Origin of the sequence: Nocardioides plantarum (genome assembly GCF_006346395.1) — a bacterium.
Lineage (GTDB): Bacteria > Actinomycetota > Actinomycetes > Propionibacteriales > Nocardioidaceae > Nocardioides > Nocardioides plantarum.
The window spans coordinates 72,430-84,952 of record NZ_VDMS01000005.1 but is presented as its reverse complement, the minus strand read 5'-3'; the positions used below and the strand labels follow the sequence as shown (position 1 = coordinate 84,952).

Below are 12,523 nucleotides of genomic sequence, written 5' to 3'. Positions count from 1 at the left end.
CGACCTGCACCTGCGGGGTCTCGAGGCTCGTCGCTGGCGCTCCTCGCACCTCGACCGACATGGGGTGGTCAGGGGTTGAGCATCCGCTCGATGTGGGCCGGCAGGTCGGGGTAGCGCTGGAGGTGGGCGCCGCCGTTGAGGTCGAGGTTCTCGCCGGTCATCCACGCCGACTCGGCGCCGCACAGGAACGCCACGGCCGCGGCGACCTCCTCGACGGTGCCGGGGCGGCCGAGCGGGGTGTTGTCGACGTAGTCCTCGCGCACGCCGGGCACGTCCATGGCCGGAGCGGTGAGCGGCGTGACGACCAGGCCGGGTGAGACCGTGTTGACGCGGATGCCGTGCCGCCCGAGCTCGAGGGCGGTGACCTGGGCGAGCATGACCAGGCCCGCCTTGGCCGCGCAGTACGCCGCCAGGCCGGGTCCCGGCTGCCGGGCGTTGAGCGAGGCGAGGGTCACCAGCGAGCCGGGCGTGCCGAGCCGGACCAGCTGACGGCCGGCATGCTTGAGCACCAGGAAGCCCCCGGTCAGGCAGACGTCGACGACAGCGCGGAACTCGGCCGCGTCGTGGTCGACGACGGCGCCGAAGGTGCTGATCCCGGCGGCGTTGACCACCGCGTCGAGGCGGCCGTGCTGCTCGACGACCCCGGCGAACAGCGCCTCGACGCCGACCTCGTCGGTCACGTCGACCTCGACCACACCCGCACCGGGCGTGCGGTCGGCGACCACCACGTCGTACCCGTCGGCGCGCAGGCGCACGGCGATCCCGGCCCCGAGGCCGGAGGCCCCGCCGACGACGACGGCGACCCGGTCGAGGCGGTCGAGGCGGGTCGGCGTGCTCACGAGGCCACCATGGTCTTGGCCCAGCCGTAGTCGGCCTTGCCCGACGGCGAGCGTTGCACGACGGGCACGCGGACCACCGCCTTCGGCAGCTTGTAGCGCGCGACGTGCTCGGCCGCGGCCGCGACCAGCTCGTCGTCGGTGACGTCGGCGCCCTCCTCGAGCGCGACGACGGCGACCACCTCGGCACCCCAGCGTTCGGAGGGGCGGCCGGCGACCACCACGTCGCGCACGGCGCGGTGCGACATCATCGCCCGCTCGACCTCCTCGGCGAAGATCTTCTCGCCGCCGGAGTTGATGGTCACCGACTCGCGTCCGAGCAGCCTCACGCTGCCGTCCTCGAGCAGGTCGGCACGGTCGCCGGGCACCGACCACCGCACGCCATCGATGACGGGGAAGGTGCGGGCGGTCTTGTCGGCGTCGCCGAGATAGCCGAGCGGGACCCTGTCGCGCCGGGCCAGCCAGCCGCCGGTCTCGCCGGGCGCCAGGGGGCGGGTCAGGTCGTCGCTCAGCACGGCGGTGTCGCTCTGCGGCGTGAACCGCGCGGCCTCGACCTCGGCCCCCTTGAGCGACATCGAGCTCATCTGCAGCCCGGTCTCGGAGGAGCCGGCCGCGTCCATGATCAGGATGTGGGGCAGGGCGGTGAGGATCCGCTCGCGGGTCGAGGGCGACAGCGGCGCCGCACCGTTGTTGATCGCGCCGAGGCCCGAGAGGTCGTAGCGCCCGGTCTCGACCTCCTCGACCAGCGGGAGCGCCACGGCGTCCCCGACGACCGGGATGCTCACGCACCGCTCGGCCACCGCGACGCGCAACGCGTCGGCGGCGTCGAAGCGGTGCACGTCGCTCGGGATCGCGATCAGGCCCCCGCCGGTGATCATGTGGAACGTCGACCACTGCGCGGCACCGTGCATGAACGGCGGGATCATCAGGATGTTCATCCGGCCGTTGCCGGACGCGGCGTGCGCCGCGATCGCCTCGTAGGACTGGAACGGGTCCGTCGTGCCGAACGGCGTGCCGCCCATCGAGGACACGTAGATGTCGTGCTGGCGCCAGAGCACGCCCTTGGGCGTGCCGGTGGTGCCGCCGGTGTAGACGATGTAGAGGTCGTCGCCGCTGGGTGTCGGCATGCCGTCCGTCGGGGCAGGCGTCCTGAGCGCCTCCTCGTAGTCGACGGCGCCGGGCAGCAGCGCGTTGCCGGAGCCGTCGGCGACCTGCACGAGCACCTCGAGCTGCGGCAGCCGGTCGCGGATCGCGGCCACCTGCGGGGCGAACTCCGCGTGGTAGACGAGCGCCCGTGCGCCGGCGTCGGTGAGGAGGTAGAGCAGCTCCTCCTCGACGTAGCGGTAGTTGACGTTGAACGGCGCGACGCGGGCCCGGTAGCCGGCGATCATCGTCTCGAGGTACTCGTTGCCGTTGCGCAGGTAGATGCCGACGTGGTCCTGGCCCGACTCGTGCCCGGCGAGCGCGTCGCGCTCGGTGTGGCAGCCGAGCCCGGCGGCGACCAGGAAGTGGGCCAGGCCGTCCACGCGCGCGTCCAGGGCGGCGTACGTCAGGCGCCGGTCGCGCCAGACCATCACCTCCTGCTCCGGCACGGCGCGGGCGACCGCGCGGAAGACGGAGGACAGGGTGAACCCACGCTGATCTGCCACAGACGCCAAAGTAGAACTTGTTCTAGTATGCGGCAAGGCTCCCGGGTGGACAGATGTCCAGTTTCTTCTTGACGCGTGTCAAAAGCGTCGTACCCTCGTCGAGTGACCCAGACCACACCCACCGGCCCACCCACCGGCCTGCCCACCGTGGCCGTGATCGGCGCCGGCATCAGCGGCCTCACCTCCGCCAAGATGCTCGCCGACTACGGCGTCCCCGTGACGGTCTTCGAGGCCTCCGACCGGGTCGGCGGCAACTGGGCGTTCGGCAACCCCAACGGGCACAGCAGCGCCTACCGCTCGCTGCACATCGACACGTCCAAGCACCAGCTGTCCTTCAAGGACTTCCCGATGCCCGACGACTACCCCGACTTCCCCCACCACACCGAGATCAAGGCCTACCTCGACGCCTACGCCGACGCCTTCGGCCTGCGCGAGCTGATCGAGTTCGAGAACCGGGTGATCCACGCCGAGCGGCTGCCCGCCGACCAGGGAGGCGGGTGGGAGCTCGAGGACCAGACCGGCGCCAGGCGACACTTCGACCTGCTGGTGGTCGCCAACGGCCACCACTGGGACCCGCGGATGGCCGACTTCCCCGGGGAGTTCACCGGCGAGTCGATCCACTCCCACCACTACGTCGACCCACAGACCCCGCTGGCCTTCACCGGCAAGCGGATCCTCGTGGTCGGCCTGGGCAACAGCGCCGCCGACATCACCGTCGAGCTGTCGCAGAAGTCGCTGCAGAACACGGTCACCCTCTCGACGCGCTCCAGCGCGTGGATCGTGCCGAAGCTGATGTTCGGCAAGCCGGCCGACATGAACTACCGCACCAGCCCGCACATCCCGCTCGCCTGGCAGCGCAAGTTCGTGCAGAAGATGCAGTTCATGACGGCGTCCGACCCGACGCTCTACGGCCTGCCCAAGCCCAACCACAAGTTCTTCGAGGCCCACCCGACCCAGTCGGCCGAGCTGCCCCTGCGGCTGACCTCGGGCGACGTGACGCCCAAGCCCAACGTCTCCCGCCTCGACGGCAGCTGCGTCCACTTCGAGGACGGCACGTCGAGCGAGTTCGACGTGATCATCTACGCCACCGGCTACAACATCACCTTCCCGTTCTTCGACGAGAGCTTCATCAGCGCGCCGGACAACGCGATCCCGCTGTTCAAGCGGATGTTCAAGCCCGGCATCGACGACCTGGTGTTCATGGGCTTCGCCCAGTCGACGCCGACGCTGTTCCCGTTCGTCGAGGCCCAGGCCCGCCTGCTCGGCGCCTACGCGATCGGGCGCTACCGGCTGCCCGACGTCGCCGAGATGGAGCGGGTGATCCTCGCCGACCAGCAGCTCTACACCGGTCACGTCCTGGACCGCCCCCGGCACACCCAGCAGCTCGACTACTTCGTCTACGAGCACAACCTGCGCGTCAAGGAGCTGCCCGCCGGCCTGGCCAGGGCTCGCTCGTGAGCGGCCATACGAAGGGCGACGCGCGGCGTACGGCGCTGCTCGAGTCGCTCGACCTGCAGCTGCAGGAGTCGAGCCTCGACTCGATCACCATCGCCGACATCTCGCGGCGGGCCGGGGTGACCCGGTCAGCGTTCTACTTCTACTTCGAGAACAAGGCGCAGGCCACCGCCGCGCTCATGGAGGAGCTGTACGACGAGTCCGTCGTCGCGGCCGCCGCCCTCGACGGCGACGACCCGCCGGCCGCGCGCGTCGAGGCCATGGTGCGCGGACTGTTCGGCGCCTGGGACCGCCACCAGCACCTGTTCCGCGCGATGCTCGACGCCCGGGCGACCAACACCGCGGTGCGCGAGATGTGGGACGCCGACCGGGAGTCCTTCGTCCCCCACCTCGCCACGGTGATCGAGGCCGCCGGCCACCCCGCCCCGGCCGCGCTCGCGTCGGTCCTGCTCGAGCTCAACGACCGCATGCTCGAGCGCCTCGCGCTCGGCGGCGGCCTCACCCGCGACCAGCTGATCGACACCGTCGTGTCGATCTGGCTCCGCTCGATCTACGGCCACGGTGGTTGAGGAGGTTGCGCTAGCAACCGTCTCGAAACCACCTCACGCGACAAGGAGCTCCTGATGACCACCCCATCCTCCACCACGTTCCTCTCCGGCGGCGACACGATCGACGCCTGGCACTTCGCCGGCGCACCCGACCGCCCGGTCGTCGTGATGGCGCACGGCCTGGCCGGCACCAAGGACTCCGGCCTGGCCGAGTTCGCCGCCCCGCTCGCTGCCGCCGGCTACCACGTGCTGGCCTTCGACTACCGCGGCTTCGGCGCCTCGGGCGGCACCCCGCGCCAGACGGTGTCGGTCGCCGCGCAGCAGGACGACTACCGCGCGGCGGTCGACGCCGCCCGCAAGCTGCCCGGTGTCGACCCCGCCCGGGTCGTGCTCTGGGGCGTCTCGCTCGCCGGCGGCCACGTGTTCGCGGTCGCGGCCGGCCGCGACGACATCGCCGCGGTGGTGGCCGTGACGCCCCTCGTCGACGGGATGGCGGCCGGACGCCTGGCCCTGCAGCACCACACGCTCGGGTCGATCGCGCGCAGCACCGCCCTCGGCGTACGCAGCAAGGTCGGCAGCACGGTCGGGCGGACGGCCCGGACGATGCCCGTCGTCGCCCGCCCGGGCGAGCTCGGCGCACTCACCCTCGACGGCTGCCTCGAGGACTACCTCGCGATCGCCGGACCGACGTGGGTCAACGAGGTCGACGCGGCCGTCGGGCTCGAGCTCGGCAAGCACCGCCCGGCCAAGCTGGCCAAGACGGTCTCGGCCCCGGTGCTCGTGCAGGTCGCCGACTTCGACCGCAGCGCTCCCCCGCAGGCGTCGATGAAGGCGGCGTTCGACGCGCGGGCCCAGGTGCGCCACTACCCCGGCGACCACTTCGACCTCTACGCCGGCAAGCCGTGGTTCGAGGCCGCCTCGCGGCACCAGGTCGAGTTCCTCGACCGCACGCTCGCATGAGGCGACGGGGTTTCGAGGCTCGCAAGCTCGCACCTCAACCGCCGTCTGCTCGCAAGCTCGCACCTCAACCGCCGTCTGCTCGCAAGCTCGCACCTCAACCGCCGTCTGCTCGCAAGCTCGCACCTCAACCGCCGTCGCACTACGACGTCCTCGTCATCGGCTCGGGCTTCGGCGGGAGCGTCACCGCCCTGCGGCTGAGCGAGAAGGGCTACCGGGTCGGCGTGCTCGAGACGGGTCAGCGCTGGACCGACGCCGACTTCGAGGGGCAGGGCTCGCGCGACCTGCTGTGGGCGCCACGACTCGGGATGCTCGGGCCGATGCGGCTGAGCATGCTGGGCGAGATCTCCCTGTTCAGCGCGGTCGGCGTCGGGGGCGGCTCGCTCATCTACGCCAACACGCTCTACGAGCCGCACGACGCGTTCTACGACGACCCGTCGTGGCGCGCCATCACCGACTGGCGCGCGGAGCTGGCGCCCTACTACGAGCAGGCCAGGCGGATGCTCGGCGTCACCACCAACCCGCGGCTGTGGCCGGCCGACGAGCTGGTCCGCGAGGTCGCCGCCGACCTCGGGGTCGAGTCGACCTTCCAGCCGACCGACGTGGGCGTGTTCTTCGACGAGGAGGCGCCGGGGGGCGAGGTCGCCGACCCGTTCTTCGGTGGCGCCGGCCCGACCCGGCGTGCGTGCGTGCACTGCGCGCGGTGCACCTCGGGCTGCCCGTTCAACGCCAAGAACACCCTGCCCAAGAACTACCTGCACCTCGCCGAGGCCGCCGGTGCCGTCGTCCACGAGCTGAGCGAGGTGACCGACGTCCGTCCGCGTCCGGCCCGGGACGGAGGCGGGTTCACGGTCATCGCGCGGCACCCGCGGCACCGCCGGACCACCCGCACGTTCACCGCCGACCAGGTCGTCGTCTCCGCCGCCGCCCGTGGCACCCAGGCCCTGCTCCACGCGCTGCGCGCCTCGGGCTCGCTGCCAGCGTTGTCGCCCCGACTCGGTGAGCTGTCGCGGTCCAACTCCGAGGCCATCGTCAACGTGCTGGCCCGCACGCCGCAGGGCTTCTCACAGGGCGTCGCCATCACGTCGTCGTTCCACCCCGAGCCGCACACCCACGTCGAGCTCTGCCGCAGCAACGCCATGCAGGACAAGGGTGCCGTCCTCAACGTCCCGCTCGTCGACGGCGGTGCGGGCCGGCTGCGCCGCTTCGTCGCCGACCAGGTACGCCGCCCGGGCCCGTTGCTGCGCACCCGCCGCCTGGCCCGCTCCTCCGAGCGGACCCTGTCGCTGCTCGTCATGCAGTCCCTCGACAACTCACTGACCTCCTTCCTGCACCGCGGCCGCCTGCGCACCCGCGTCGGCACCGGCGCCCCCAACCCCTCGTGGCTCCCCGTCGCCCACGACGTCGCGCGACGCCTGGCCCGCAAGGTCGGCGGCGACGCCACCTCGCTGGCCAGCGACCTGGTCGGGGCCCCGGCGACGGCCCACTACGTCGGCGGCGCGGTCATCGGCGCGACGGCCGCCGACGGGGTCGTCGACCCCTACCACCGGGTCCACGGCCACCCGGGTCTGCACGTCATCGACGGCTCGACCATCGGCGCCAACCTCGGCGTCAACCCGTCCCTCACCATCACCGCGATGGCCGAGCGCGCCACGGCCCTGTGGCCCAACCGAGGCGAGCCGGACCCCCGGCCCGCACTCGGCGAGGCCTACGTCCCGGTCGCGCCGGTGCCGCCACGCACTCCCGCCGTGCCGGCGCACGCCCCGGCGGCGTTGGTGTGGCTCGGCCTACCCGGCTGGACCGGTCGTGCGCCCGCACGCGAAGTGACCCACCCCGCCTCGGTTCCACGCAGGGTCGGAAACGCGAAGTGACCCACCCCGCATCAGTTCCACGCAGGGTCGGAAACGCGAAGTGACCCACCCCGCATCAGTTCCACGCAGGGTCGGAAACGCGAAGTGACCCACCTTGGGTCGCTTTGCGTTTCGGCCGGCCTCCGAAACCGACGCACCCCGGGTCACTCCGCGTTTCGACCGACCTCCGAAACCGACGCACCCCGGGTCACTCCGCGTTTCGACCGACCTCCGAAACCGACGCACCCCGGGTCACTCGGCGTTTCAGCCGACCCCGGAAACCGACGCACCCCGGGTCCGTCAGGCTCTCGACCGTCGACCTCCGTCACCCGAGGCGACGCCGCAGCACCTCGACCAGCTCGCGCTGCATCCGCTCCACGACCGCGGTCCCCCGGGCGATCTGGACCCCGTGGAAGGTGCCGGGGAACGAGTGCAGCTCGACCGAGACGCCGGCCGCCAGCAGCCTCAGGGCGTAGGTCAGGCCCTCGTCGCGCAGGGGGTCGAGCTCGCAGGTCACGACGTAGGCGGGGGGCAGGCCCGCCAGGTCCTCGGCCCGGGCCGGGGCGGCGTACCGGTCGGCGGCCCGGCCGCCGAGGTAGTGCTCCCACGAGCGGCGGGCCTCAGCCAGCGACCAGGACGGCACCGGGCCGGCCAGCATCGACGGGGTCTCGAGGCGGTCGTCGAGTGCGGGCGCGTCGAGGGACTGGAAGCACAGGGCTGGGCCGCCACGGTCGCGGGCGAGCAGGGCCAGCGCGGCGGCCAGCCCGCCGCCGGCGGAGCTGCCGTGCACCGCGAGCCGGTCGGTGCGCACCCCGTCGAGCGACGCGAGGAGCTCGAGGCCGGCGTGGCAGTCCTCCAGCGCGGCGGGATAGGGGTGCTCGGGGGCCAGGCGGTAGTCGACCGCCACCACGACGACTCCGAGGTCGCGGCACAGGGCCACCGTGGTGTGGTGCTCGAGCGCGACGCTGCCGAGGCAGAAGCCGCCGCCGTGCAGGTAGAGCAGGCCGGCCAGCGGTTCGCGGGGGTCCCGGTCCCCCACCGGTCGGTAGACCCGGCACCGGCCGACGTCCTCCCAGACGACACCCGTCTGGTCGACCTCGATGGCGGCGGCGAGCTCGGCCAGCCCGGTCCGCGACACCGCCAGGTGGTCCAGCGCGTAGGGCGACGGCGCGGCCATCGACGCGACGACCGGGGCGAGCTCGGGATCGAGGTTCGGGAAGTCGCGAGGGTCCACCGCACCATGGTCGCGCCACTATGGTCGCGGCATGCGCTCCGTGACCGTCCACGGGACGGGCGGGGTGCCCGTCGCCACCGTCCCCGATCCCACGCCTCGCGGCCCCAACGGCACCCGCGTCGGGGCTGGGCTCACGACATGAGCACTCGTCCGGCCGACACGGCCGCCCGCGACGCCGTCGTCGTCGGCTCCGGCCCCAACGGCCTCGCCGCGGCGGTCCGCCTCGCCCAGGCCGGCCACCGGGTCACCGTGCTCGAGGCGGCCGCCACCATCGGCGGCGGCACCCGCACCGAGGAGCTCACCCTGCCCGGGCTGCTCCACGACGTGTGCTCGGCGGTCCACCCGTTCGCGCTCGCGTCGCCGTACCTCGCGACGCTGCCGCTCGCCGACCACGGCCTCGTGTGGCGCTGGCCCGAGATCGACCTGGCCCACCCGCTCGACGACGGTACGGCGGGCGTGCTCGTGCGCGACCTCGACGAGACGTGTCGCGGGCTCGGAGCCGACGGGGCGGCCTGGCGCGGTGTGTTCGGCCCGCTGGTCGACCGGTTCGACGACCTGGCCGGCGACGTCCTCGGTCCGATCGTCCGGATCCCCGACCACCCCGTCTCGATGGCCCGCTTCGGGCTGCGCGCGGGGCTCCCGGCCACGGTGCTGGCCCGCCGCTTCCGTACGCCGCAGGCGCGCGCGCTCTTCGCCGGCTCGGCCGCGCACGCCTTCCGTCCCCTCTCGCGGCCGGTGACCGCTGCGGTCGGCGTGCTGCTCACCGCGGCCGGGCACCGGCACGGCTGGCCGGTCCCCGAGGGCGGCTCGGCCGCGATCACCCGCGCGCTCGCGTCACTGCTCACCGAGCTGGGCGGCGAGATCGTCACCGGCCGCGCCGTGCGAACCTCGGCCGACCTGCCGAGGGCCGCGATCACCATGCTCGACACCGGGCCGCAAGCAGCCGCGGAGATCCTCGGCGACCGACTGCCGGCCCGGCGGCGTCGTACCTATCGGCGCTGGCGCTACGGCCCGGGCGTCTTCAAGGTCGACCTCGCCGTGCGCGGCGGCGTTCCCTGGACCGCCGAGGCCGCCCGCCGCGCCGGCACCGTCCACGTCGGCGGCACGCTCGAGCAGATCGCGGCGAGCGAGGCCGCGGTCTGCCGCGGCGAGATGCCCGAGTCGCCGTTCGTGCTCGTCGCGCAGCAGCACCTCGCCGACCCGACCCGCTCGGTCGGCGACGTCCATCCCGTCTGGGCCTACGCCCACGTGCCGGCCCACTGGGCGGGCGACGGCGAGAGGGTCGTGCTCGACCAGCTCGAGCGCTTCGCCCCCGGCCTGCGCGAGCGCGTCGTCGCGACGGCGGTCCGCAGCCCCGCCGACCACGAGGTCGACAACGCGAACTACGTGGGCGGCGACATCGCCGGCGGGGCCAACGACCTGCGCCAGCTCGTCGGCCGTCCCCGCCTGACCCCGGACCCCTACGCCACCGGTGTCGACGGCGTCTGGCTCTGCTCCGCCTCCACCCCGCCCGGTGCGGGCGTGCACGGCATGTGCGGCTTACGCGCCGCCGAGCGCGCCCTACGGCAGGTCGACCAGACCACACGCCGGTCGAGGAGGTTGCGCTAGCAACCGTCTCGAGACCATCCCGACCGCAGCGTCGGATCGTCTCGACAACGGCCCCTGCGGCCTGAGTGGTCTCGAGACGGGCGCGGGCGCCCTCCTCGACCGCCGGGCGGCCACCGAGCAACCCACCGGACACCTGTCCAGGGACGGCCGACTCGTGGTGCAATGGTCGATGTGACCTACGACACGATCATCCAGGGTGCCCGCTGGTTCGACGGGACGGGCGGCCCCTCGGCCGTGCGCGACCTCGGGATCTCGGACGGCGTCGTGACCACCGTCTCGGCGACCCCGCTGGAGCCGGGTCCCGACACCCGCGTGGTCGACGCCCGCGGTCGCTGGGTGATGCCGGGCATGGTCGACATCCACACCCACTACGACGTCGAGGTGCTCGAGGGTCCCGGCCTCGACGAGTCGGTGCGCCACGGCGTCACCACCGTCCTGCTCGGCTCCTGCTCGCTGTCGACCGTGCACGTGGGTGGCGTCGACGCCGGCGACCTCTTCGGCCGGGTCGAGGCGATCCCGCGCAAGCACGTGATCGCCGCGGTCGACAAGCACCAGGACTGGAGCACCCCGTCGCAGTACGTCGCCGCCCTCGAGCGGCTCCCGCTCGGCCCCCACCTGGCGGCGTTCATCGGTCACTCCGACATGCGTACGGCGACCATGGGCCTCGACCGCGCCACCCGACCCGAGGTGCGCCCGAGCGGCGCCGAGCAGGCGCGCATGGAGGGCATGCTCACCGACGCCCTCGACGCCGGGTTCGTCGGCATGTCGGCCCAGCAGCTGCTCTTCGACAAGCTCGACGGCGACACCTGCCGCTCACGCACGCTGCCGTCGACGTACGCCAAGGGCAAGGAGATGCGCGGCCTGACCGGCATCCTGCGCCGCCGCGGCCGCGCACTGCAGGCCGGCCCCGACGCCAGCCACCCGCACACGATCCTCACCCAGGCGTTCAAGTCGATCGGCGTCGCCGGGCTGCGTCGCCAGCCCCTCAAGACCAGCCTGCTCTCGGCCGCCGACGTCAAGGCGATCCCGTTCGTGATCCACCTGATGAACGGGCTGGGCGGCTTCGTCAACAAGCTCGGCGCCGACTTCCGCTGGCAGCACCTGCCGGTGCCGTTCGAGGTGTACGCCGACGGCATCGACCTGGTCATCTTCGAGGAGTTCGGCTCCGGCGCAGCCGCCCTGCACCTCCACGAGAAGATCGCCCGCGACGACCTGCTGCGCGACCCGGCGTACCGCGCCTGGTTCCGCAAGGACTACGAGACCAAGTACGGCCCGCGCGTGTGGCACCGCGACCTCTTCGACGCCGAGATCGTCGAGTGCCCCGACGCCTCGGTGATCGGCAAGTCCTTCGGTCAGGTCGGGGTCGAGCGCGGCACGCCGGGCAACCCCGTGCATCCGGTCGACGCCTTCCTCGACCTCGTGCTCGAGCACGGCACCGACATCCGCTGGCGCACCACCATCAGCAACCACCGCCCGAAGGTGCTGCAGAAGATGGCGCAGAGCCCGCACGTCCAGATGGGCTTCTCCGACGCCGGCGCCCACCTGCGCAACATGGCGTTCTACAACTTCGGGCTGCGCCTGCTGCGCCACGTCCGCGACGCCGAGACCGCAGGCCGGCCCTTCCTGACCGTCGAGCAGGCCGTGCACCGCCTCACCGGCGAGCTCGCCGACTGGTACGGCATCGACGCCGGCCACCTGCGCGAGGGCGACCGCGCCGACCTGGTGATCGTCGACCCGGCCCACCTCGACGCCTCGCTCGACACCTACGCCGAGTCCCCCGTCGCGCAGTACGACGACCTGCCCCGCATGGTCAACCGCAACGACGCGACGGTGCCGCTGGTGATGATCAGCGGCCGCGTCGTCGTCGAGGACGGCGTCCCCACCGACCTACTCGGCTCCGAGCGCACCGGCTCGTTCCTGCGGGTCGGCCAGCGCGTGTCGCCGGTGGTGCCGGCGGCAAAGCCGATGGTCCAGCCTGCCTGAGCGGTCGTCGCACCCCGAGACGACGCGGCGCACCTTCTCCGGCGTTCACTAACCAGTTAGTGAACGCGGGAGAGGCCTGCCTGAGCTGTCGTCGCACCCCGGGACGACGCGGAGATCGGGCCGGGCTCAGGTGTTGGCGGCGAAGACGATCGCGCCCAGGATCATGCCGACGACGGTCGCCACGATGCAGCCGATGCCGACGTAGAGGCCCAGGGGCTTGTCGCCCTTGCTGTTGGCCACGAAGCCGAGGATCGCGCCGATGGGTCCCAGGATGATGGGCAGGAAGAGGAGGGCGATCACGCCCAGCACGATCCCGATGATGCTCATCGCGCGTGCGGAGCTGTCGACGCTGGTGGCCGGGCTGTGGTTGCTCATGGATTTCCTTCGTCTCGGCGTGGGTCCA

10 protein-coding genes are annotated in these 12,523 nt (G+C 72.7%); 6 read left to right on the top strand and 4 right to left on the bottom strand.

Features of this window, described 5'->3' with window-relative positions:
- Nucleotides 1–68 precede the first annotated feature (68 nt).
- Together FJQ56_RS18990 and FJQ56_RS18985 are read right to left on the bottom strand one after the other, a co-directional pair.
- The gene (locus FJQ56_RS18990) at nucleotides 69–839 is read right to left on the bottom strand and encodes an SDR family NAD(P)-dependent oxidoreductase (RefSeq protein WP_140011180.1); all 771 of its coding nucleotides are present in this window, start codon (nucleotides 837–839) and stop codon (nucleotides 69–71) included.
- Nucleotides 836–2,485, bottom strand: a complete 1,650-nt coding sequence (locus tag FJQ56_RS18985; protein ID WP_140011179.1) for an acyl-CoA synthetase — start codon at nucleotides 2,483–2,485, stop codon at nucleotides 836–838. Before FJQ56_RS18985 ends, FJQ56_RS18990 begins: the two co-directional genes overlap by 4 nt.
- Nucleotides 2,486–2,587: 102 nt before the next feature.
- Here FJQ56_RS18985 and FJQ56_RS18980 point away from each other — a divergent pair, with 102 nt between their 5' ends.
- Genes FJQ56_RS18980 through FJQ56_RS18965 form a run of 4 tightly spaced genes read left to right on the top strand, consistent with a single transcriptional unit; the run spans nucleotide 2,588 to nucleotide 7,316 of the window.
- Nucleotides 2,588–3,943 (top strand): flavin-containing monooxygenase, encoded by a 1,356-nt coding sequence (locus FJQ56_RS18980; RefSeq protein WP_281284701.1) that lies wholly within the window; start codon nucleotides 2,588–2,590, stop codon nucleotides 3,941–3,943.
- Nucleotides 3,940–4,509 (top strand): TetR/AcrR family transcriptional regulator, encoded by a 570-nt coding sequence (locus tag FJQ56_RS18975; protein WP_140011178.1) that lies wholly within the window; start codon nucleotides 3,940–3,942, stop codon nucleotides 4,507–4,509. Before FJQ56_RS18980 ends, FJQ56_RS18975 begins: the two co-directional genes overlap by 4 nt.
- Before the next feature lie 54 nt (nucleotides 4,510–4,563).
- Entirely contained in the window at nucleotides 4,564–5,448 is an 885-nt protein-coding gene (locus tag FJQ56_RS18970; protein ID WP_140011177.1) for an alpha/beta hydrolase, read from the top strand.
- Nucleotides 5,445–7,316 (top strand): FAD-dependent oxidoreductase, encoded by a 1,872-nt coding sequence (locus FJQ56_RS18965; protein WP_140011176.1) that lies wholly within the window; start codon nucleotides 5,445–5,447, stop codon nucleotides 7,314–7,316. The genes FJQ56_RS18970 and FJQ56_RS18965 overlap by 4 nt, the downstream gene beginning before the upstream one ends.
- A gap of 304 nt (nucleotides 7,317–7,620) precedes the next feature.
- On the opposite strand, the gene FJQ56_RS18960 is transcribed toward FJQ56_RS18965, so the two are convergent.
- On the bottom strand, nucleotides 7,621–8,529 hold the full coding sequence (locus FJQ56_RS18960; protein ID WP_211351233.1) for an alpha/beta hydrolase: 909 nt from the start codon (nucleotides 8,527–8,529) through the stop codon (nucleotides 7,621–7,623).
- Nucleotides 8,530–8,667: 138 nt separating this feature from the next.
- Between FJQ56_RS18960 and FJQ56_RS18955 the strand changes: the two genes are divergently transcribed.
- Nucleotides 8,668–10,137, top strand: a complete 1,470-nt coding sequence (locus FJQ56_RS18955; RefSeq protein WP_140011175.1) for a phytoene desaturase family protein — start codon at nucleotides 8,668–8,670, stop codon at nucleotides 10,135–10,137.
- Nucleotides 10,138–10,308: 171 nt separating this feature from the next.
- Nucleotides 10,309–12,120 carry an N-acyl-D-amino-acid deacylase family protein gene (locus FJQ56_RS18950; RefSeq protein ID WP_211351226.1) on the top strand — a complete coding sequence of 604 codons (1,812 nt, stop codon included), beginning with the start codon at nucleotides 10,309–10,311 and terminating at the stop codon, nucleotides 12,118–12,120.
- A 126-nt stretch (nucleotides 12,121–12,246) separates the two neighbouring features.
- On the opposite strand, the gene FJQ56_RS18945 is transcribed toward FJQ56_RS18950, so the two are convergent.
- Nucleotides 12,247–12,495, bottom strand: coding sequence for a hypothetical protein (locus FJQ56_RS18945; RefSeq protein WP_140011173.1), 249 nt, complete (start codon nucleotides 12,493–12,495; stop codon nucleotides 12,247–12,249).
- Nucleotides 12,496–12,523: the final 28 nt, after the last annotated feature.

Excerpts from the sequence above, each read along its gene's own strand:
- FJQ56_RS18970 (WP_140011177.1), top strand. The coding sequence starts at position 4,564 with ATGACCACCCCATCCTCCACCACGTTCCTCTCCGGCGGCGACACGATC.
- FJQ56_RS18965 (WP_140011176.1), top strand. The coding sequence starts at position 5,445 with ATGAGGCGACGGGGTTTCGAGGCTCGCAAGCTCGCACCTCAACCGCCG.
- FJQ56_RS18955 (WP_140011175.1), top strand. The coding sequence starts at position 8,668 with ATGAGCACTCGTCCGGCCGACACGGCCGCCCGCGACGCCGTCGTCGTC.
- FJQ56_RS18945 (WP_140011173.1), bottom strand. The coding sequence starts at position 12,495 with ATGAGCAACCACAGCCCGGCCACCAGCGTCGACAGCTCCGCACGCGCG.